The organism is Aeromonas sp. sif0611 (assembly GCF_019218845.1).
Taxonomy (GTDB): domain Bacteria; phylum Pseudomonadota; class Gammaproteobacteria; order Enterobacterales; family Aeromonadaceae; genus Aeromonas; species Aeromonas media.
The window spans coordinates 42,624-63,105 of the sequence record NZ_JAHUWU010000007.1 but is presented as its reverse complement, the minus strand read 5'-3'; the positions used below and the strand labels follow the sequence as shown (position 1 = coordinate 63,105).

Here is a 20,482-nt window from a genome sequence, read left to right as displayed (position 1 = left end):
GAAATAGGCAAGTAATGTGCAGAATGTTGCCTTGATGGTAGATGGTGTCTGTAGAAAAATGCAATTAACATTTTGCGGCGCCGCCGCCCTCTCATCCATGAAGGTACTATCGATGCACAATTTCACTCTACATACCCCGACCAAGGTGCTGTTCGGCAAGGGCCAGGTGGCCCAGCTGCGCGGCCAGATCCCGGCCGACGCCCGCATCCTCATCACCTACGGTGGCGGCAGCGTGGTGCGCAGCGGCCTGCTGGCGCAGATCCGCCATGAGCTGGCGGGTATGACCCTGTTCGAATTCGGCGGCATCGAGCCGAACCCGGCCTACGAGACCCTGATGGGGGCGGTCGAGCTGGCCCGTGCCGAGCGGGTCGACTTCCTGCTCGCCGTCGGCGGTGGCTCCGTGCTCGATGGCACCAAGTTCATCGCGGCGGCCGCGCACTACGACCTTGCCAGGGAGCCCTGGCACATCCTCGAGACCGTGGGGGGCGAGGTGGCCTCCGCCATTCCCCTGGGCGCCGTGCTGACCCTGCCGGCCACCGGCTCCGAGATGAACATGGGGGCCGTCATCACCCGCAGAAGCACAGGGGACAAGCAGCACTTCTTCTCCCCCTTCGTGATGCCGCGCTTCGCCGTGCTGGATCCCGTGCTCACCTACACCCTGCCGGCCCGCCAGGTCGCCAACGGCGTGGTGGATGCCTTCATCCACACCCTGGAGCAGTACCTCACCTACCCGGTCAACGCCAAGGTGCAGGATCGCTTCGCCGAAGGGCTGCTGCTGACTCTGATCGAGGAGGGCCCCAAGGCGCTGGTGGAGCCGGAAAATTACGACGTGCGCGCCAACATCATGTGGAGTGCCACCCTGGCGCTGAACGGCCTGATCGGGGCCGGTGTGCCCCAGGACTGGGCCACCCACATGCTGGGCCACGAGCTGACCGCCCTGCACGGCCTCGACCACGCCCAGACCCTGGCAGTGGTGCTGCCCGCCCTGCTCGATGCCAAGCGTGAGCAGAAACACGCCAAGCTGCTGCAATACGCCGAGCGGGTATGGGATCTGCGCAGCGGCAGCGAAGAGGAGCGCATCGACGGCGCCATCGCCGCCACCCGCGACTTCTTCGAGCGTATGGGGGTCAAGACCCGGCTGCGGGACTACGGTCTGGCCGACGCCAATATCGACACCCTGCTGGCCAAGCTCGAAGAGCACGGCATGACGGCGCTTGGAGAGCACGGCGACATCGACCTGGTGCAGAGCCGGCATATTTATGAAGCCGCCTGGTAAGAGGCGAGCTGCCAGTCCCGGCCTTGTCCGGGGCTGAATCAGGGGGCCGGCCCTCGCCCGATGGCGGAGGCGCGGCCCCCGAGTCGTTACAAAACGGTTACTTTTTCCCCTTTCATCTCATCAGATGAGCCAACGGCATATTTCATAAGAACAAAAAACGCTAAGGTAGAGGCCCGGCAAAACATTTTTTTTGACTGGTTGGATCACTTTTTCCAGCGCATTTTGCTGGTATAAGCCCCTAATTTGGTTTGTTTTTTTTAATCATGGTCCGGGATGGGCTGAATTCTGTACCCGCCCGCTCGGGGTCGTGGTTGTAATAAAACTCCAAAATTTGATACTAATCACCTTCGCGCCTGAAAAGCGGGGGCCTGACCATGACAGGAGGTTGAGGTAAAGCCTGCTGATTTTCATAACAAAGGGCCCGTGACCTGCACTTTGATCATGCCTTGTCCGCTCAGACATGAGAGACTGGGCAATGATTGTTTATTAACCATCAGGGAATAGTCATGCAGATTGGAATACCGAGAGAGAGTCTCGCCGGTGAGACCCGGGTCGCAGCGACCCCGGCCACCGTCGAGCAGCTGAAAAAGCTCGGCTTCGAGGTCGCCATCGAGGCCGGTGCCGGCCAGCTGGCCAGCTTCGATGATGCCGCCTTCGAGGCTGCCGGTGCCAGCGTGGTGCCGAGCGTCTGGCAAGCCGACCTTATCTTCAAGGTCAACGCGCCTACCGATGCCGAGATCGCACAAATTAAGGATGGTGCCACTCTGGTGAGCTTCATCTGGCCTGCCCAGAACCCCGAGCTGGTCAAGAAGCTGTCCGAGCGCAACATCAATGTGATGGCGATGGACATGGTGCCGCGGATCTCCCGTGCCCAGTCCCTCGACGCCCTCTCCTCCATGGCCAACATCGGTGGTTATCGCGCCGTGGTCGAAGCCGCCCACCAGTTCGGTCGCTTCTTCACCGGTCAGATCACCGCCGCCGGCAAGGTACCGCCCGCCAAGGTCTTGGTGATCGGTGCCGGTGTGGCCGGTCTGGCTGCCATCGGGACCGCCGGTTCCCTCGGTGCCATCGTGCGTGCATTCGACACCCGTCTGGAAGTTGCCGAGCAGATCGAGTCCATGGGTGGGGAATTCCTCAAGCTGGACTTCGGCGGCGAAGACGGCGCCTCCAGCGACGGTTATGCCAAGGTCATGTCCGATGAGTTCATCAAGGCCGAGATGGAGCTGTTTGCCCAGCAGGCCAAGGAAGTGGACATCATCATCACCACCGCCCTGATTCCCGGTCGTCCGGCGCCCAAGCTGATCACCAAGGAGATGGTCGACAGCATGAAGCCGGGTTCCGTCATCGTGGATCTGGCTGCCGCCACCGGCGGAAACTGTGAATATACCAAGCCGACCGAGCTGTTCGTCACTCCGAACGGTGTCAAGGTGATAGGTTACACCGATCTGCCGGGTCGTCTGCCCGCCCAATCCTCCCAGCTCTACGGTACCAACCTGGTCAACCTGATGAAGCTGATGTGCAAGGAGAAGGACGGCAACGTTGCCATCGACTTCGAAGACGTGGTACAGCGCAACATGACGGTGATCCAGGCCGGTGAAGTCACCTTCCCGCCCCCCGCCATCGCCGTGTCCGCCGCGCCGCAGAAGCCGGCCGCCGCCAAACCGGCAGCGAAGAAGGAAGAAGCCAAGCCCTCCAACAAGAAGTTCGTGTTCGGTGCCCTCGGCATCGCCGCCTTCGGTTGGGTAGCAGCGGTGGCACCTGCCGCCTTCCTCTCCCACTTCACCGTCTTCATCCTGGCCTGTGTGGTCGGTTACTACGTGGTGTGGAACGTCTCTCACGCCCTGCACACGCCGCTGATGTCGGTCACCAATGCCATCTCCGGCATTATCGTGGTCGGTGCCCTGCTGCAGATTGGGCAAGGGTCGACCCTGGTCACCGTATTGGCCTTTATCGCCGTGCTGATTGCCAGTATCAACATCTTCGGTGGCTTCACCGTCACTCAGCGCATGCTGAAGATGTTCCGTAAGGATTAAGGGGGTTTAACGTGTCTCAAGGACTGGTAACAGCATCCTATATCGTTGCCGCCGTGCTCTTCATCCTCAGTCTCGCGGGACTGTCGAAGCAAGAAACGGCCAAGCATGGCAACCTGTTCGGTATCGCGGGGATGGCCATCGCCCTGCTCGCGACCGTGTTCAACCCGGAAACCAGTGGTGTGCACTGGATCATCCTGGCCATGGTCATCGGCGGCGCCATCGGCGTGCGCCTGGCGCTCAAGGTCGAGATGACCGAGATGCCCGAGCTGGTGGCCGTGCTGCACAGCTTCGTGGGCATGGCGGCGGTGCTGGTGGGCTTCAACAGCTTCATCGACTTGCACCCCTCCGCACCGGCTGAGGTCGTCGTCTCCGTCGGCTCCAACCTGGATGCGACCCTGGCTGCGGCCCGGGCGGCGTTTGAGCAGGCGGCCAGCGTCGCCCAGGTCGAGCACCTGTCCGGCGCCATGCTGAACATCCACCTGGTGGAAGTGTTCCTGGGCGTCTTCATCGGTGCCGTGACCTTCACCGGTTCCGTGGTGGCGTTCGGCAAGCTGCGTGGCCTGATCTCTTCCAAGCCGCTGATGCTGCCGCACCGCCACAAGCTGAACCTGCTGGCCGTGGTGGTCTCCATCGCGCTGATGATCCACTTCGTCAACGCCGGTGGCTCCACCTTCGCCCTGCTGCTGATGACTCTGATCGCCTTCGCCTTCGGTTGGCATCTGGTCGCCTCCATCGGTGGCGCCGACATGCCGGTGGTGGTCTCCATGCTGAACTCCTACTCCGGTTGGGCGGCAGCGGCGGCGGGCTTCATGCTCTCCAACGACCTGCTGATCGTGGTGGGTGCCTTGGTGGGTTCCTCCGGTGCCATCCTCTCTTACATCATGTGTAAAGCGATGAACCGCTCCTTCATCTCCGTCATCGCCGGTGGCTTCGGTTCCGACGGTGTGGCCTCCACGGCCGATCAGGAGATGGGCGAATACCGCGAGACCAACGCCGAAGACGTGGCCGACATGCTGAAGAACGCCAGCTCCGTCATCATCACCCCGGGCTACGGCATGGCGGTGGCGCAGGCTCAGTACCCGGTTGCCGAGATCACCCACAAGCTGCGCGAGCGCGGCGTCAAGGTGCGCTTCGGTATCCACCCGGTGGCCGGTCGTCTGCCTGGTCACATGAACGTGCTGCTGGCGGAAGCCAAGGTCCCCTACGACATCGTGCTGGAAATGGACGAGATCAACGAGGACTTCAGCGACACCGACGTGGTGCTGGTGATCGGTGCGAACGACACCGTCAACCCGGCCGCCATGGAAGATCCAGGCAGCCCCATCGCCGGCATGCCGGTGCTGGAAGTGTGGAAGGCGCAGAACGTCATCGGCTTCAAGCGCTCCATGAACACTGGCTACGCCGGTGTCCAGAACCCGCTGTTCTTCAAGGAGAACACCCAGATGCTGTTTGGCGATGCCAAGGCCAGCGTCGAGGCCATCCTCAAGGCGCTCTAAGCGTCGATGGGATGAGACAAGAGGAGGCTTCGGCCTCCTTTTTTATTGCCCGCTTTTCACGGGGGTGGGCAAGACATTGATGACAAAGGGCCTTGGCCGGATGGGGGGACCCGTTGCCAGCGGCAGGGCAGCAATCCGGTGACGTTGCCCCCGCTGGAAGGCATAATGGCGGCAAAAGGCGAGGGGGCTCAATTTTATTTGAGGCTCGTGCCACTAGAATCAAATAAAGTGACATGGACGGGGCGGCCCTCCAGATAGCACCCATACCCCTATACGATGCCTGCGGCACAGTGAACCAGAGAAACCACAGATGAAAGCACAATGGACCGACTTTATTACTCTGCTCAAGCGTGAAGTGGTGCCGGCCCTGGGCTGCACCGAACCCATGTCGGTGGCGCTGGCTGCCGCCAACTGCCGCAAGCTGCTGGGGCAGGATCCGACCCGTATCAGCGTCTGGGTCAGCGGCAACCTGTTCAAGAACGGCATGGGGGTCGGGGTCCCCGGCACCGGCATGATTGGCCTGCCGGTCGCCGCCGCCGTCGGCATCACCGGGGGCAACCCGGATGCGGGTCTGGAGGTGCTCAAGACCCTCACCCCGGCCCAGGTGGATGCCGCCAAGGCGCTGTTGCCCATCATCAAGGTGGATGTGAAAGACGTGCCGGACGTGCTCTACGCCGAGGTGCTGGCCGAGGCCGACGGCCACAGCGCCCGGGTGGTGATCTGCACGGATCACACCCGCATCGTACTGCTGGAAAAGGATGGCGAGGTGCTGATGGAGCAGGACAGTGCCCCCGGGGTGCAGATCCAGCCCGCGAAATCCGACAAGCCGGCCATGACGCTGCGGGAGATCGTGGCGTTTGCCCTTGAGGTGCCGCTGACCGAGATCGCGTTCATCCGCGAGGCGGCCAGCATGAACCAGGCGCTGGCGGATGAGGGCCTGCAGGGCTATGGCCTGCGCATCGGCAAGATCCTCACCGAACAGGTGGAGCGCAAGCTGCTCTCGGACGATCTGATGACCCTGGCCATGCGGTTGTCCTCCGCCGCCTCCGATGCGCGCATGGACGGTGCCATGCTGCCCGCCATGTCCAACTCGGGCTCGGGCAACCAGGGCATAGCCGCCACCATGCCGGTGGTGGCCGCCGCGCGCTTCCTCAAGGCCGACGACGAACAGCTGGCCCGGGCACTGGTGATGAGCCACCTGGTGGCTATCTACATCAAGGCCTACCAGAACAAGCTGTCGGCCCTGTGCGCTGCCAGCACCGCCGCCATGGGCTCGGGGGCCGCCATCACCTGGCTGCTGGGAGGCCAGTTCGAGCAGATCAGCCACTGCATCAACAACATGATTGGCGACGTCTCCGGCATCATCTGCGACGGTGCCGGCAGCGCCTGCTCCATGAAGGTGTCCACTTCCACCTCGGCGGCTGTCAAGTCGTCGCTGATGGCCATCAACAACCTGCACGTGCCCCAGAGCGAGGGCATCGTCTCCGATGACGTGGACCAGACCATAGCGAACCTGGGCCGTCTCTCGAAACAGGGGATGCTGGATACCGACATAGAGATCATCAACATCATGCGGGCCAAGCAACAGGGCAAGGCCGGATGATGAGGGGGGCGGCACTGGCCGCCCCCGGTTTTTACAGATATTGACGTCACCCCGAACGGGGGGCGTGCCGCCACGATGCGGCCGGTTTCGGGGCGAGGCGCAGGGTGCGCCCGTCCATCCATCTCGGGCCTCGCCCGTTTATTTTTGGGGAATATCATGACTCTTAGCGTTATCGGTAATCTGGCCATCCTGGTCATGTTGCTGCTGTTTCTCTACCGCTTGCAGCAGACCCACGTCAGTTTCACCCGCCGCGTCTTCTCGGGGCTCGGGCTCGGGGTCCTGTTCGGCTGGGCCTTGCAACTGCTGTACGGTGTCGGCTCCGAAGTGCTGGTCCAGACCGGCGACTACCTGGATCTGGTCGGCAGCGGTTACGTGAAACTGCTGCAGATGATCATCATCCCGCTCATCATGGTCTCCATCATAGGCGCCATCCTCAAGCTCTCCGGCGGCAGCGCCCTCGGCAAGATCAGCGCCCTGACCATAGGGGTGCTGATCTTCACCACCATGATCGCCGCCGGGGCGGGCATACTGATGTCCAACCTGTTCGGTCTGAGTGCCGAGGGGCTCACCGCTGGCGCCGCCGAGACGGCCCGTGGTGCGGCCCTGCAGACCAGCCTCGGCAGCGTCGAGAGCATGTCCCTCGCCAAGATGGTGCTGGAGTTCATCCCGGCCAACCCCTTCCTCGACATGACGGGTTCACGCAAGACCTCCACCATCGCCGTGGTGATCTTCTCCATCTTCATCGGCCTCTCTGCCACCGGCATCGCCCGCAAGCAGCCCGAGATCTTTGCCAGCTTCGAGCGCTTCATGGGGGTCGCCCACGCCATCGTCATGCGGATGGTGACCCTGGTGCTGCGCCTCACTCCCTATGGCGTGCTGGCGCTGATGGCCAAGGTGGTGTCCGGCTCCAACTACGCGGACATCATCAACCTGCTGAACTTTGTGCTGGCCTCTTACGGTGCCATCGCCATCATGTTCCTGGTGCATCTGCTGCTGGTGAGCCTGGTGGGCATCAACCCGCTGCGCTTCCTGAAGAAGATCATGCCGGTACTGGCCTTCGCCTTCACCTCGCGCACCAGTGCGGGCTCCATTCCCATGAACGTGCAGACCCAGACCCGGGCCCTCGGCATCCCGGCGGGCATCGCCAACTTCGCCGCCTCCTTCGGCGCCACCATAGGCCAGAACGGCTGTGCCGGCATCTACCCGGCCATGCTGGCGGTGATGATAGCCCCGACCGTGGGGGTCAATCCCCTGGATCCCGGCTTCATCATGACGCTCATCGCCATCATCACCGTCAGCTCTTTCGGGGTGGCCGGTGTGGGGGGCGGCGCCACCTTCGCGGCGCTGATCGTGCTCTCCGCCCTGGACTTCCCGGTGGCCCTGGCGGGACTGCTCATCTCCATCGAGCCCCTCATCGACATGGGTCGTACCGCCCTCAACGTCTCCGGCTCCATCACGGCCGGCACCCTCACCAGCCGGCTGATGGGACAGACCGACATGGCCGTCTTCAACGGCGATGCCGAGGTCAGCCTGGACGGGGAAGAGTCCGCGGTCTGACCGGGCCTCATCTTCTGATTTGTATATGAAAAGGGGGGGCGAAGCCTCCCCAGTCGTGACTGGAGTCAAGCTATGCGTATTGTGATCATCGGTGGCGAAGCCGCCGGCATGAGTGCGGCGGCCAAGGCGCGCCGTCTGGCCAGGGACGCCGAGATTGTGGTGTATGAAGCCTCAGAGGTGATCTCCTTCGGCGCCTGCGGTCTGCCCTACTTCGTGGGGGACGATTTCCAGGAGCCCGGCTACATGGCCGAGTTCACCCCGGAGCAGTTCGCTGCCAAGGGGATCGAGGTGAAGATTGGCCACAGGGTGCTGAGTCTGGATGCGGCCGCCCAGACCCTGGTCGTCGAGCACAAGGGCGACAGCTTCAGCGATCGCTACGATCGGCTGATGATCGCCACCGGTGCCCGCGAACAGATGCCCCCCATCCCCGGCCTGCAGCAGCAGGGGGTGTTCGGCCTGCGCCGCATGAGCGATGGGTTGGCGCTCAAGACTGCTGTGCAGGATCCGCGCAGCAAGAAGGCGGTGGTGATCGGTTCCGGCTTTATCGGGCTGGAGGTGGTCGAGGCCCTGGTCCATCAGGGCAAGGAGGTGCGTCTCATCGAGCTGGCGGACAGGGTCATCCCCGAGGCGTTTGATAGCGAGCTCACCCAGCACATCGAAACCGAACTGCGCGAGCAGGGGGTCTCCCTTCATCTCGGCGAGCGGGTCCAGGCTCTGCTGGGGGAGGGCCGGGTCAGCGGCGTGCGCACCGACCAGGGGGAGTACGAGGCCGATATCGTCGTGGTCTGCACCGGGGTCAGGCCCAACACCGAGTTCCTGGCCGACAGCGGCATAGCGCGGCTCGGCAACGGCGCCATCAAGGTCGACCGTCAGGGGCGCAGCTCGCTGGCCAACGTCTGGTCGGCGGGGGATTGCGCCAGCGTCTGGCACAGCGTCAAGCAGCAGCAGGTCTATGTGCCGCTTGCCACCATAGCCAACAAGCTGGGGCGCATGGTGGGAGAGAACCTGGCGGGGGCCGAACAGGAATTCCCGGGCACGCTCGGCTCGGCGGCACTCAAGGTGCTGGGGCTGGAGGCGGGCCGTACCGGTCTTTCCGAGCAGGAAGCCAAAGCGATGGGCATTGACTATCGCACTGTGGTGATCAAGGACAAGTGCCACACCAACTACTGCCCGGGTCAGTCTGACATTCACGTCAAGCTGGTCTATGAGGCGGGTAGCAAGCGGCTGCTGGGGGGGCAGATCCTGGGTCGCAAGGGGGCGGTACACCGCATCGACGCCCTGGCGGTGGCCATCACCATGGGGGTGACCACGGATCAGCTCGGCATGCTGGACTTTGCCTACGCGCCGCCCTTCTCCCGCACCTGGGACGTGCTCAACGTGGCGGGCAACGTCGCCAAGTAGCTGAATGAAGATGACGGTGCATACAGGGCGCCGCCATGGGGGTCGCACTCTGCAGGGAAATTGCAGCCATAAAAAAACCGATGCCTTGGCATCGGTTTTTTGTCCCCGTCATGCTCAGCCGCGGCCGAGGCGATTGTCCGGGTAGTTCTTGGCCAGCACTTCGCGGGCGTGGCGGGCCAGGGTCGGCATCTTCAGGGTATCGTAGGCGTTGACCATGATCTCCAGTGCCTTCTCTGTCTCCACTGTGTCGGGATAGGTCTCGACTACCAGCTTGGCGCGGTTGGCGGCGGCGATCAGGGCATCACGCTTCACGTAATACTCGGCCACCCCCAGATCGTAGCGGGCGAGGCGGGTCTTCAGACCGACCATGCGGGCACGGGCATCGGCCGCATACTGGCTGTTCGGGTAGTTCTGCAGCAGGGTCTTGAAGTCCTGGAAGGCCTGACGGGCATAGGAAGGATCCTTGTCGTCCCGATCGATGCCCAGGAAGTCCTGGAAGAAGTTGTAATCTGCCGCCATGTTGGTCAGGCCGCGCATGTAGAACACGTAATCGATGTTCTTGTGCGCCGGGTTGAGGCGGATGAAGCGGTCGATATTGGCGATCGCCTGGGCGGTATCATCCTGCTTGTAGTAGGCGTAGATGAGATCGAGCTGCACCTGACTTGAGTAGGCACCGAACGGATAACGAGAGTCCAGAGCTTCCAGCAATTCGATGGCATTCAGGTAGTTGCCTGTGTCCAGTTTGAGACGGGCTTTCTGGTACAGGACTTCCGGCGGTTCGTCGGGAACCTTGGGTTTGGTGCTGGAACAGCCAGTGATCAGCGTAGCGACCAAGGCGAGCGACATCAGCAGGCGAGACTTCTTTCCCATCAACAACATCCGGTCCATTTCCACGAAATTGGCAAAGTATCCGTTATGCTTGGCTAAAAGAAAAGCTAGAATACCCGGATTATTTCGAATTGATACCCCCGCTCAAGAGACCATACATGAGCCAGCATATTGAACTGACAGGCGAATTTCAGGATCACCAATTCGGGCAGCGACTCGACCAGGCCCTGGCCGAATTGTTTCCAGACTACTCCCGCACCCGCATCAAGGAGTGGATTTTACAGGACAGAGTGACCCTGGACGGTCAGGTTGCCAATACCCCGCGCGAGAAAGTGGTGGCCGGGCAGCAGGTACATGTAGATGTCGAGTTGGAAGATGATACCCGCTGGGATGCCCAGAACATCGACCTCAACATCGTCTATGAAGATGAACACATTCTGGTGATCGACAAGCCGGCCGGTCTGGTAGTCCACCCGGGCGCCGGTACGCCGGACGGCACCATACTGAACGCCCTGCTGCACCGCTACCCCGGCATCGCCGAGGTACCCCGTGCCGGCATAGTGCACCGTCTGGATAAAGACACCACTGGCCTGATGGTGGTTGCCAAGACGATCCCGGCCCAGACCCATCTGGTGGAGGCGCTGCAGGCGCGTCAGATCACCCGTGAATACGAGGCCGTCGCCATCGGTCACATGACCGCTGGCGGCACTGTGGATGCCCCCATCGGTCGTCACCCGACCCAGCGTACCCACATGGCTGTGGTGCCCAATGGCCGTCCTTCCGTGACCCACTACCGGGTGCACGAGAAGTTCCGTGGCCACACCCGTCTGCGTCTGCGTCTGGAAACCGGTCGTACCCACCAGATCCGTGTCCACATGGCTCACATCAAGCATCCGCTGGTGGGGGATCCCGCTTACGGTGGTCGTCTGCGCCTGCTGCGCAATGCGACCCCTGAGCTGACTCTGGCCCTGCGCAACTTCAATCGCCAGGCGCTGCATGCCACCATGCTGAAGCTGGCTCACCCCATCACCGGCGAAGTCATGGAGTGGCACTCTGCCACGCCGCAAGACATGCTGGACCTGATGGAAGTGCTGCGTGCCGATACGCTCGCCAATCCGGACGATTTGGTCTGGAGTTGATGCAATAGGGCCTGCGTCGGTTTCTGCCGTCGTCTGGTCCGAAGAGATGACAAACGGGGTTCCCTTTCAGGAGCCCCGTTTCTATATCCGTGAATGGAAGGAGTCACAGATGAACTGGATTGAACCCGACTGGCCCGCTCCTGGCAATGTCAGGGCCCTGTCGACCACCCGGGATGGTGGCCTGAGCGAAGGGGTCTTCGCCAGCCTCAACCTGGGTGCCCATGTGGGGGACGAGCCTGCACGGGTCGAGGCGAACCGCGCTCGACTGCTGCAGGCGGCGCAGATCCCCGGGCCCCTCAACTGGCTCAATCAGGTGCACGGCACTGCCGTCCACTCCGTCAGCGACCAGTACGATGTGGCGCCGGATGCCGATGCGGCCTGCGCCCACGAGGCCGGGCAGGCCTGCATAGTGATGACAGCCGACTGCCTGCCGGTGCTGTTCTGCGATCGGGCCGGCACTGTGGTGGCTGCCGCTCATGCCGGCTGGCGTGGGCTGAAGGAGGGGGTACTGGAAGCCAGTATCGCCGCCATGGGCTGCGAACCGGGGGAGATCCTGGCCTGGCTCGGTCCCGCCATCGGCCCCACGGCCTTTGAAGTGGGGGGCGAGGTGCGCGATGCCTTTATGGCGGAACAGTCGGAGGCGGCTACGGCCTTCATCCCTTCGTCCAATGAGGGGAAATGGTTGGCAGACATCTACCAGCTGGCCCGATTACGCCTGGCCCGCGCCGGTGTGAATGCTGTCTATGGTGGCGAATACTGCACCTTTAGCGACAGCGAGCAGTTCTACTCTTATCGTCGCAACGGCCAGACCGGCCGCATGGCCTCGATTATCTGGTTGGCTGAGTAAATGTCTGGGGACGTTCCCCCATACAGCGAGCAGTTCTACTGCCCATGTCGTCGCGACGGCCAGACCGGCCGCATGGCCTCCATCATCTGGCTGGCGCCTTGACGAATCTCCCGCCCTGCATCTGGCAAGGGCGGGGATCCTGCCAGCGACCCTCGCTGCAGAAAAAATAACCAGGCTTGCCCCTTGAAATAGCCCGCACGGGCCTCATCTTTCATCTCAGAAAGTTATGTTGTTTGCCGCGCAAGCGGCGTGTCTGTTTCAAAGGGGGAGTGCAATGCGCCTCGATCGCCTGACCAGCAAATTCCAAGTCGCTATTTCCGATGCCCAGTCTCTCGCACTGGGGCGTGACCACCAATTCATCGAACCCGTCCATCTGATGACAGCCCTGCTCAATCAGGATGGCGGCTCCATCCGTCCGCTGCTGACCCTGACCGGGATGGACATCAACACCCTGCGCTCCCGACTCGGCGAGGAGCTCGATCGCCTGCCCAAGGTGAGCGGCGTCGAGGGGGACGTGCAACTTTCCAACGGCCTCGGTCGCCTGCTCAATGTCTGCGACAAGCTGGCCCAGCAGCGCAAGGATCAGTTCATCTCGTCCGAGCTGTTCGTGCTGGCAGCCCTCGACGAGAAGGGCAACCTGGGGGAGCTGCTGCGCGTCCAGGGTCTTACCAAGGAGAAATTGGAAGCGGCCATCGACAAGGTGCGTGGCGGCAAGAAGATCGATGATGCCAACGCCGAGGAGAACCGCCAGGCGCTGGAGAAGTACACCATCGATCTGACCGAGCGGGCCGAACTCGGCAAACTTGACCCGGTGATCGGCCGGGATGAAGAGATCCGCCGTACCATCCAGGTGCTGCAACGCCGTACCAAGAACAACCCTGTGCTGATCGGCGCCCCCGGCGTCGGCAAGACCGCCATCGTCGAGGGGCTGGCCCAGCGCATCATCAACGGCGAGGTGCCGGAAGGGCTCAAGAACAAGCGGGTGCTCTCTCTGGACATGGGGGCCCTGGTGGCCGGTGCCAAGTATCGCGGCGAGTTCGAGGAGCGGCTCAAGGCGGTGCTCAGCGATCTGGCCAAGGAGGAGGGCAACGTCATCCTCTTCGTGGACGAGCTGCACACCATGGTCGGCGCCGGCAAGGGCGAGGGGGCCATGGATGCGGGCAACATGCTCAAACCCGCCCTGGCGCGGGGTGAGCTGCACTGCGTCGGCGCCACCACGCTCGATGAATATCGGCAGTATGTGGAGAAGGATGCCGCCCTGGAGCGCCGCTTCCAGAAAGTGCTGGTGGAGGAGCCCTCGGTGGAGGATACCATCGCCATCCTGCGCGGCCTGAAGGAGCGCTATGAGTTGCACCACCATGTGCAGATCACCGACCCGGCGATTGTGGCGGCGGCCCAGCTGTCCCACCGCTACATCGCGGATCGCCAGCTGCCTGACAAGGCCATCGACCTCATCGACGAGGCGGCGGCCAGCATACGGCTGCAGATCGACTCCAAGCCGGAATCCCTGGACCGCCTTGAGCGGCGCATCATCCAGCTCAAGTTGGAGCAGCAGGCGCTGATGAAGGAGGATGACGACGCCAGCCGCAAGCGCCTCGATCTGCTCAATCACGAGCTGGCCGAGAAGGAGCGGGAATACAACGAGCTGGAAGAGGTGTGGAAGGCCGAGAAAGCCGCCCTTGCTGGTACCCAGCACATCAAGGCAGCGCTGGAGCAGGCCCGCCAGGATCTCGAGGTGGCCCGCCGTGCCGGGGATCTCGGCCGCATGTCCGAGCTGCAATATGGCCGCATCCCCGAGCTGGAGAAACAGCTGGATCTCGCCACCCAGGCGGAGATGCAGGAGACCAGCCTGCTGCGCAACCGTGTCACCGACGTGGAGATCGCAGACGTCTTGGCGCGCTGGACCGGCATTCCGGTGGCGCGGATGCTGGAAGGGGAGCGCGACAAGCTGCTGCGGATGGAAGATCAGCTGCACAGCCGGGTGATCGGCCAGGAAGAGGCGGTGGACGCCGTCTCCAACGCCATCCGGCGCTCCCGGGCCGGACTGTCCGATCCGAACCGCCCCATCGGCTCCTTCCTGTTCCTGGGGCCCACCGGGGTGGGCAAGACAGAGCTGTGCAAGGCGTTGGCGGAGTTCCTGTTCGATACCCAGGACGCCATGGTGCGGATCGACATGTCCGAGTTCATGGAGAAGCACAGCGTGGCGCGGCTGGTGGGGGCGCCTCCGGGATACGTGGGCTACGAGGAGGGGGGTTATCTCACCGAGGCGGTACGCCGTCGCCCCTACTCGGTGATCCTGCTGGACGAGGTTGAGAAGGCGCACCCGGACGTGTTCAACATCCTGTTGCAGGTGCTGGACGATGGCCGCCTGACCGATGGTCAGGGCCGCACCGTCGATTTTCGCAACACAGTGGTGATCATGACATCCAACCTCGGCTCGGATCTGATCCAGGAGCACTACGCCGAGAAGGACTACGAGGAGATGAAGTCCCTGCTGATGGAGCTGCTGACCCGCAGCTTCCGCCCGGAGTTCATCAACCGGATCGACGAGACTGTGGTGTTCCACCCGCTGGGCGAAGATCACATCAAGTCCATCGCCCGCATCCAGCTCAAGAGCCTGATGGGCCGTCTGGAGTCCCAGGGCTTCGAGGTGGAGGTGAGCGAGGAGCTGCTGACCAAGCTGGTCCACGCCGGCTTCGACCCTGTCTACGGGGCGCGCCCCCTCAAGCGGGCCATTCAGCAGAAGGTGGAGAACCCGCTGGCCCAGGCCCTGCTCAGCGGTCGGGTCATCCCCGGCAAGAAGCTGCTGTTGGGAGCCGACAGCAACGGCCTGACCATGACCCAGTAACCGATCTCGTGTCGGTGCCCACAACGCCAGCCCTCGGGCTGGCGTTGTCATATCTGGTGGCGGTGATTCGGAGGCAAAAAAAACGGCAATCCGAAGATTGCCGGGAGGAATGTATTCGATGCGACCTGGCGTGGGTTGAGCGGGTCGCAGGGGCAAGCCCCGGTTTCGCAGCGGATCATCAGGGATGACCACACGGCTTACAGCCTGTCCGGACTGCGCTCTTTCAGTCCGCACGGCTACACACCTTCTGCATCCGGCATGGGTTGCCGGATGCCTAGATTTGCTTACAACATGCCCGGGATGGCAGCCTTCATCTCGGATGGCCAGACGCCGACCTGTACCTGACCTATGTGCTCTTTTTGCAGTAACAGCATGGCCAGACGGGATTGGCCTATGCCGCCGCCTATGGTCTGCGGCATCCGTGCGGCCAGCAGATCCTGGTGCCAGTCATACTGCAGGCGATCCTCGTCACCTGTGATAGCCAGCTGGCGGCGCAGCGCCTTGGCGTCCACCCGGATCCCCATGGAGGAGATCTCGAAGCTGTCTTCCAGCACCGGGTTCCACACCAGGATGTCGCCGTTCAGACCCGCCAGACCCAGCTCGCTCTCGCTGCTCCAGTCGTCATAGTCCGGGGCGCGCACGTCGTGGCGCTCGCCGTGGGAGAGGGCGCCGCCGATGCCGATGAGGAACACGGCACCCAGCTCCTTGGCGATGGCTCGCTCGCGCCCCTTGGCATCGAGGTCCGGGTAGCGGGTCAGCAGCTCTTCGCTGTGCAGGAACTGGATCTCGCTTGGCAGGAAGGGGGTCAGCGCGTGTTCGGCGCAGACCGCGCGCTCGGTGGCCTTGATGGCGGCCCAGATGCCGCGCACCGTCTCCTGCAGGTAGGCCAGATCCCGGCGCTCGCCCGGCATCACCTTCTCCCAGTCCCACTGATCCACATAGACGGAGTGGATGGGGGTCAGTCTGTCTTCGTCCGGGCGCAGTGCCTTCATGTGGGTGTAGATGCCTTCGCCCGGGCCGAAGCCGAAGCGGCCGAGCGTCTGGCGCTTCCACTTGGCCAGGGAGTGAACCACTTCGTAGCTGTGTTCGGGGAGTGTCTTCACCTTGACCTGCACCGCATTCTCGTGACCGGACAGGTTGTCTTGAGTGCCATCACCGACTCGGCTCAGGATGGGGGCTTGTACCTCCATCAGACCCAGTTGCTGGGCGAGTTGGCGGGAGAACATCTCTTTGACGAAGCTGATCTGTTGTTGGCTGCGAATGTAGTGCTGTTTCATGCTGAATACCTGTTTCAAACTCGTTGGATATGGCGATTCTTCAACAGAATGAGTAACAAATTCAATATTCGATAATAGAAATAGGCTTTACGTATTTTTTTGTTCAAAATATCAGGGTTGTTACTGAGATATCATCAACGGGAGTGCGAAAAAGTGTCGGAAAATTATCGGATCGATAATCTCGATCAGGCCATCCTCACCGCTCTGATGGACAATGCGCGGCTCCCTTACGCCGAGCTTGCCAAGCAACTGGCGGTCAGCCCGGGCACCATCCATGTGCGGGTGGAGAAGATGAAGCAGGCGGGGATCATCGAGGGGACGCGGGTGCAGGTGAACGCGAAGAAGCTGGGTTACGATGTCTGCTGCTTCATCGGGATCAATCTCAAGAGCGCCAAGGATTACCCCTCGGCCCTGGCCAAGCTGCAGGCGCTGGACGAAGTGGTGGAGGCCTACTACACCACAGGTCACTACAGCATCTTCATGAAGGTGATGACCCGCTCCATCGACGAGTTGCAGACGGTGCTGATCCACAAGATCCAGACCATAGACGAGATCCAGTCCACCGAGACGCTGATTTCACTGCAAAATCCCATCCTGCGGGACGTGAAGCCCTGAGTAGCGCCTTCCACACGAGCCCCTGATTTTGCTGTAGCTTCTGATATGGAGCGATGTGAAGCCCTGTTCTCGCCGCCGGCTCCGGCATGGCGGGCTCAGGGCTCGAGGTAGGGGATGCCGTACTTGTCGTAGAGGGCCTTGAGACGGCCGTCGCGCTTCATGTGCAGCAGCTCTGCATCATAGGCTGCCATCAGCGCCGGGGTGTCGGCATCGGCCCGAGCCTTGCACCACACATGGTAGTAGGGGCTGCTCTTGAGCGGCTTGGGCAGGTAGTCGAGCTTGCCCTCAAGTCCCTCTTCCCTTATCTGGGCGAAGGCGGTGACCAGAGACATGGGGACCACATCGATGCGCCCGGCGATCAGCTTGCGCAGTTGCAGCTGGTTGATGGGGATCACCTGGAAGCGATAGGCCGGATCGGCCATGGCTGCCGTCAGTTCCGGGGTGTAGGAGAAGTCTTTGGTGACGCCGATGCGCCAGGGTTCGAGATCGGCCAGGGTGCGGTAGCGGATCTTCCCCAGGTCATCCTTGCGCACGAAGAAGTGCCAGCTGTGGCGGATATGGGCCTGTTTGGGGTAGAGCAGGTAGGACTCCCGCTCCAGCTTGTAGGAGTGGCTCAGCAGCAGGTCATAGACGCCGCCCTCGGCATTGCGGGTGAGCCTGGCGCCGGAGTCGAGCAGCTCTATCCTGATGGGGACCTTGAGGCCACCGAAGATGGTGGTGACCAGATCCACATCCAGGCCCCGTGGCTGGCCGCTGTGATCCAGCCATTTCAGAGGGGGTTCCAGGATGCCGCCAATGATCAGCTCTCTGGCCGACAGCCAGCAGGGCAGCAGCAAGCAGAGCACGAGCAAGCTTCGCAAATCACATCTCCTGAACACTCGGGGCGGGTTCACGATCCACGGGGTATAGTGACCGGCAGATATCTCACTAGAGACGACCCCGGATGGCAAACCCTGAAATAGAAAGTGAACTGGATGGCATCGACAGGCTTTCTGTCTGTCTCTATCGTCTCGGACTGAGTCTGACAGCTTTGCTGCTGTTGTGTCGAGGGGCAGGTGTGCTGGGGTGGCTGGTGCCGTTGTCGCCGTCTCAGTGGCTGACCATGCTGGTGGTGGCGAGCGGCCTGTGTGGATTCTGTCTGCACCTATATGACAAGCGGGTGCGGTTTTTACTGCAGGGGCTGGCTTGGGGCGGGTTGATGCTGGCCGCCTGTGGTGCCCCCGCCATCCTGGTGCTGGGGGCGGCCCTGGCCACCCTCTGTGGCCTGGCGTTCAAGGAGCAGTTCTGTTTCGCCATCCCGGGCATCAGGCTTCTGCCGCTGTTGTTGCCCTTGCTGTGGTTGCTGGAGTGGACCCGCGTTGCCTGGGCTGCGGCCCTGGTTGCCTTGGCGAGCGGCCTGCTGCTCGGCCTGCTCAGTCTGGCCAAGTGGCGCATGCCGCTGCATTTCGATATCGGCGATCGGGGACGCTACCAGCTCTAGGTGGCCTGACACTGCTTCATCTGAGCGTTGAGGGCCTGCATCACCTGCCGGCGGTTGATGATGCCGACCACCTTGTCCCCTTCCCGCACCGGATAGATCTTGGGCTTGGCCCCGGTCATCTGGCGGGCGAGATCCAGGATGCTGTCGTCCGGGCTGACGAACAGCGGGGTACGGCTCATCAGATCCTCCACCTGGGTACGGCTGTCGCAGTGGTAGCTGCCGGTGAGCAGACTCGGGATGCAGTCCTGCTCGGAGAGAAATCCGATCAGTCGTTTTTGGTCGTCCAGCACCGGCAGGCCGCTCGAGTCTGCCTGATGGAGCCTGTCGAGTGCCTCGGCCAGGCCGAGTTGCGGGCTGAGGGAGTGGGTCAGGCGGCTCATGTGATCGCGGATCTGCAGCATGCGTGTGGCTCCAAAAGGGTTAAAGTGGTGTCACTATGTCCGCTGGACGGTGCTCGGGGCCAATGGCTTGTACCGTTGAGATTGATAGGCACGGCCCTGGGCCGGCAAGCAACGACAAAAGGAGAGGGTATGCGTGCATTGGTAACGGGCTGCGGCCGTCGGCTGGGGTTCTATTTATGCGAGCAGCTGGTGGCCGCTGGCTGGCAGGTGACGGGCAGCTATCGCAGCGAGCGAGCCGAGCTGGCCCACCTGCGGGCCCTGGGCGTTGAGCTGGTGCAGGCGGATTTTGCCGTGGAAGAGGAGGTCGCACGGCTTGCCACGGCACTGGGTGCCCATGATGATCTGGCGTTGATCATCCACAACGCCTCGGCCTTCGAGCCAGAGGCTGACGAGCCGGCGGCACAACTGGAACAGTTCGAGCAGTTTTACCGGGTGCACATGGCGGCGCCATTTCAGCTGAATCGCGCGCTGGCACCCCAGCTGGCGCGCCAGCACAACGCCAGCATCATCCACATCACCGACATCTACATTCACGCCCCGGCGCCCCAGTTCGCCGCTTATGTGGCCACCAAGGCGGGCGCCCATTCGCTGGCCATGAGCTTTGCCCGGGAGCTGGCACCCGAGGTGCGGGTCAACACCATTGAGCCCGGCCCCATCCTGTTTCTCGATGAGCATGGCGACGCCTGGCGCCAGCAGGTGCTGGCCCGGACGCCGTTGGCGAGGGAGGGGGGGCTGGAACCCATCTGGCAGGCAGTCACGCTCTTGATGGCAAACGACTATATGACGGGAGCCAGCATCCGGGTGGATGGTGGTCGGGCCCTCGCCGTCATCTAGACGTCATGGCGCGTCGTTGAATGAAGCGATGGCGGGAGTCTGATCGGGCTCCCGTCGTGGTGATCCAGCAGGGCGACTAGTGGTGGCGAATGGTTGCCTGATGGGCAGGCATATCCGGGGGCACGGCGGACAGCTCCTGGCGCTCATCGACCGGCTGTCGGAGGGCGACGGGCTGCTGGCCGAAGGCCTGCTGTGCAAACACCTTGCTGGTGCGCAGACGCAGCGTCACCTTGTGGGCGCCAACCCGTCCCCCCTCATACATCTCGGCCAGCAGATCCCCGAGATAGGCATCCACCCCGACCCCGGCGAAGGCATCCCTCTCGTGGCTGGCCAGGATGTCGATGTCGAGGGGTCTGTCCGTCACCTTGCACAGGGGATTGCCGCGATCCCGCCCATGGGCCAGCTCCATGGTCACGAATTCGGCCTTCAGCTGGGCGGCGGAGAGCTCGCTCTGGACGACGAACAGGCAGTTGAGAAAGTCATGGTGCGAGCACATCCCCACCGGTGTGGTCTGGATCACCGAGCTCAGACGCAGCTGGCCGAAGCGGGCCAGCAGCTCTTCCACGGCCTGGCTGACATGCTGGGCAGGGTCTAGATTGGATCCAATGCTGCAGAGGTAAAACATGGTTGCCATTCCTTGGATTGGGCTCGTCTGAAATATATACGCAGCTCACGGTTATCGGATTCACTATGAATTAACATATTGTTATCTGTTGTGATCCAACTCTGATTGGCAGAAAGGAGGTTTGCATGAGTGTGGAGATGAAATGGGCGCTGTTGACCGCCTCAGGAGCCTTGGCCGTGATCCTGATCATCTGCCTGGCATCCGTCGGTCTGGCGTAAATCC

18 protein-coding genes are annotated in these 20,482 nt (G+C 62.4%); 13 read left to right on the top strand and 5 right to left on the bottom strand.

Annotated features, from left to right (window positions below; all coding sequences use genetic code 11):
* Positions 1–112: 112 nt before the first annotated feature.
* The 6 genes from yqhD to KW824_RS16150 all read left to right on the top strand — a co-directional run bounded on the left by yqhD (position 113) and on the right by KW824_RS16150 (position 9,366).
* The gene (gene yqhD / locus KW824_RS16175) at positions 113–1,276 is read left to right on the top strand and encodes an alcohol dehydrogenase (protein ID WP_182787260.1); all 1,164 of its coding nucleotides are present in this window, start codon (positions 113–115) and stop codon (positions 1,274–1,276) included.
* 506 nt (positions 1,277–1,782) lie between these two features.
* On the top strand, positions 1,783–3,309 hold the full coding sequence (gene pntA / locus KW824_RS16170) for a Re/Si-specific NAD(P)(+) transhydrogenase subunit alpha (RefSeq protein ID WP_042650586.1): 1,527 nt from the start codon (positions 1,783–1,785) through the stop codon (positions 3,307–3,309).
* A gap of 11 nt (positions 3,310–3,320) precedes the next feature.
* Positions 3,321–4,805 carry a Re/Si-specific NAD(P)(+) transhydrogenase subunit beta gene (gene pntB / locus KW824_RS16165; RefSeq protein ID WP_139437938.1) on the top strand — a complete coding sequence of 495 codons (1,485 nt, stop codon included), beginning with the start codon at positions 3,321–3,323 and terminating at the stop codon, positions 4,803–4,805.
* A 310-nt stretch (positions 4,806–5,115) separates the two neighbouring features.
* The gene (locus KW824_RS16160; protein ID WP_218410316.1) at positions 5,116–6,408 is read left to right on the top strand and encodes a serine dehydratase subunit alpha family protein; all 1,293 of its coding nucleotides are present in this window, start codon (positions 5,116–5,118) and stop codon (positions 6,406–6,408) included.
* Between the two features lie 156 nt (positions 6,409–6,564).
* Positions 6,565–7,965 (top strand): L-cystine transporter, encoded by a 1,401-nt coding sequence (locus KW824_RS16155; RefSeq protein WP_218410315.1) that lies wholly within the window; start codon positions 6,565–6,567, stop codon positions 7,963–7,965.
* A 72-nt stretch (positions 7,966–8,037) separates the two neighbouring features.
* Positions 8,038–9,366: a CoA-disulfide reductase gene (locus KW824_RS16150; protein ID WP_218410314.1), complete on the top strand. Its 1,329-nt coding sequence runs from the start codon at positions 8,038–8,040 to the stop codon at positions 9,364–9,366.
* 114 nt (positions 9,367–9,480) lie between these two features.
* On the opposite strand, the gene KW824_RS16145 is transcribed toward KW824_RS16150, so the two are convergent.
* Positions 9,481–10,236 carry an outer membrane protein assembly factor BamD gene (locus KW824_RS16145; protein WP_041207111.1) on the bottom strand — a complete coding sequence of 252 codons (756 nt, stop codon included), beginning with the start codon at positions 10,234–10,236 and terminating at the stop codon, positions 9,481–9,483.
* A 116-nt stretch (positions 10,237–10,352) separates the two neighbouring features.
* Here KW824_RS16145 and rluD point away from each other — a divergent pair, with 116 nt between their 5' ends.
* The 3 genes from rluD to clpB all read left to right on the top strand — a co-directional run bounded on the left by rluD (position 10,353) and on the right by clpB (position 15,028).
* Positions 10,353–11,333: a 23S rRNA pseudouridine(1911/1915/1917) synthase RluD gene (rluD, locus tag KW824_RS16140; protein ID WP_005324417.1), complete on the top strand. Its 981-nt coding sequence runs from the start codon at positions 10,353–10,355 to the stop codon at positions 11,331–11,333.
* A 109-nt stretch (positions 11,334–11,442) separates the two neighbouring features.
* A complete protein-coding gene (gene pgeF / locus KW824_RS16135; protein ID WP_218410313.1) occupies positions 11,443–12,180 on the top strand; it encodes a peptidoglycan editing factor PgeF in 738 nt (245 codons plus the stop codon).
* Positions 12,181–12,454: 274 nt separating this feature from the next.
* A complete protein-coding gene (clpB, locus tag KW824_RS16130; protein ID WP_218410312.1) occupies positions 12,455–15,028 on the top strand; it encodes an ATP-dependent chaperone ClpB in 2,574 nt (857 codons plus the stop codon).
* 284 nt (positions 15,029–15,312) lie between these two features.
* On the opposite strand, the gene asnA is transcribed toward clpB, so the two are convergent.
* Positions 15,313–16,305: an aspartate--ammonia ligase gene (gene asnA / locus KW824_RS16125; protein ID WP_218410311.1), complete on the bottom strand. Its 993-nt coding sequence runs from the start codon at positions 16,303–16,305 to the stop codon at positions 15,313–15,315.
* 153 nt (positions 16,306–16,458) lie between these two features.
* Between asnA and asnC the strand changes: the two genes are divergently transcribed.
* The gene (gene asnC / locus KW824_RS16120) at positions 16,459–16,920 is read left to right on the top strand and encodes a transcriptional regulator AsnC (RefSeq protein ID WP_043132833.1); all 462 of its coding nucleotides are present in this window, start codon (positions 16,459–16,461) and stop codon (positions 16,918–16,920) included.
* 95 nt (positions 16,921–17,015) lie between these two features.
* Here asnC and KW824_RS16115 read toward each other — a convergent pair whose 3' ends face one another.
* Positions 17,016–17,780, bottom strand: a complete 765-nt coding sequence (locus KW824_RS16115) for an ABC transporter substrate-binding protein (RefSeq protein WP_218410310.1) — start codon at positions 17,778–17,780, stop codon at positions 17,016–17,018.
* An 83-nt stretch (positions 17,781–17,863) separates the two neighbouring features.
* Here KW824_RS16115 and KW824_RS16110 point away from each other — a divergent pair, with 83 nt between their 5' ends.
* Positions 17,864–18,400 (top strand): DUF2301 domain-containing membrane protein, encoded by a 537-nt coding sequence (locus KW824_RS16110; protein ID WP_218410309.1) that lies wholly within the window; start codon positions 17,864–17,866, stop codon positions 18,398–18,400.
* Here KW824_RS16110 and KW824_RS16105 read toward each other — a convergent pair.
* The gene (locus KW824_RS16105) at positions 18,397–18,801 is read right to left on the bottom strand and encodes a CBS domain-containing protein (protein WP_171269332.1); all 405 of its coding nucleotides are present in this window, start codon (positions 18,799–18,801) and stop codon (positions 18,397–18,399) included. The genes KW824_RS16110 and KW824_RS16105 overlap by 4 nt on opposite strands.
* A gap of 129 nt (positions 18,802–18,930) precedes the next feature.
* Here KW824_RS16105 and KW824_RS16100 point away from each other — a divergent pair, with 129 nt between their 5' ends.
* A complete protein-coding gene (locus KW824_RS16100; RefSeq protein ID WP_218410308.1) occupies positions 18,931–19,635 on the top strand; it encodes an SDR family oxidoreductase in 705 nt (234 codons plus the stop codon).
* Between the two features lie 76 nt (positions 19,636–19,711).
* Here KW824_RS16100 and KW824_RS16095 read toward each other — a convergent pair whose 3' ends face one another.
* Positions 19,712–20,260 (bottom strand): 2-amino-4-hydroxy-6-hydroxymethyldihydropteridine diphosphokinase, encoded by a 549-nt coding sequence (locus KW824_RS16095; RefSeq protein WP_218410307.1) that lies wholly within the window; start codon positions 20,258–20,260, stop codon positions 19,712–19,714.
* 125 nt (positions 20,261–20,385) lie between these two features.
* Between KW824_RS16095 and KW824_RS16090 the strand changes: the two genes are divergently transcribed.
* Positions 20,386–20,478 (top strand): YnhF family membrane protein, encoded by a 93-nt coding sequence (locus KW824_RS16090; protein ID WP_106885551.1) that lies wholly within the window; start codon positions 20,386–20,388, stop codon positions 20,476–20,478.
* Positions 20,479–20,482: the final 4 nt, after the last annotated feature.

Bases quoted from the DNA above. Each gene is read 5' to 3' on its own strand.
- yqhD (WP_182787260.1), top strand. From the start codon at position 113: ATGCACAATTTCACTCTACATACCCCGACCAAGGTGCTGTTCGGCAAG.
- pntA (WP_042650586.1), top strand. From the start codon at position 1,783: ATGCAGATTGGAATACCGAGAGAGAGTCTCGCCGGTGAGACCCGGGTC.
- KW824_RS16160 (WP_218410316.1), top strand. From the start codon at position 5,116: ATGAAAGCACAATGGACCGACTTTATTACTCTGCTCAAGCGTGAAGTG.
- KW824_RS16155 (WP_218410315.1), top strand. From the start codon at position 6,565: ATGACTCTTAGCGTTATCGGTAATCTGGCCATCCTGGTCATGTTGCTG.
- KW824_RS16150 (WP_218410314.1), top strand. From the start codon at position 8,038: ATGCGTATTGTGATCATCGGTGGCGAAGCCGCCGGCATGAGTGCGGCG.
- KW824_RS16145 (WP_041207111.1), bottom strand. From the start codon at position 10,236: ATGGGAAAGAAGTCTCGCCTGCTGATGTCGCTCGCCTTGGTCGCTACG.
- rluD (WP_005324417.1), top strand. From the start codon at position 10,353: ATGAGCCAGCATATTGAACTGACAGGCGAATTTCAGGATCACCAATTC.
- pgeF (WP_218410313.1), top strand. From the start codon at position 11,443: ATGAACTGGATTGAACCCGACTGGCCCGCTCCTGGCAATGTCAGGGCC.
- clpB (WP_218410312.1), top strand. From the start codon at position 12,455: ATGCGCCTCGATCGCCTGACCAGCAAATTCCAAGTCGCTATTTCCGAT.
- asnA (WP_218410311.1), bottom strand. From the start codon at position 16,305: ATGAAACAGCACTACATTCGCAGCCAACAACAGATCAGCTTCGTCAAA.
- KW824_RS16110 (WP_218410309.1), top strand. From the start codon at position 17,864: ATGGCAAACCCTGAAATAGAAAGTGAACTGGATGGCATCGACAGGCTT.
- KW824_RS16105 (WP_171269332.1), bottom strand. From the start codon at position 18,801: ATGCTGCAGATCCGCGATCACATGAGCCGCCTGACCCACTCCCTCAGC.
- KW824_RS16100 (WP_218410308.1), top strand. From the start codon at position 18,931: ATGCGTGCATTGGTAACGGGCTGCGGCCGTCGGCTGGGGTTCTATTTA.
- KW824_RS16095 (WP_218410307.1), bottom strand. From the start codon at position 20,260: ATGTTTTACCTCTGCAGCATTGGATCCAATCTAGACCCTGCCCAGCAT.
- KW824_RS16090 (WP_106885551.1), top strand. From the start codon at position 20,386: ATGAGTGTGGAGATGAAATGGGCGCTGTTGACCGCCTCAGGAGCCTTG.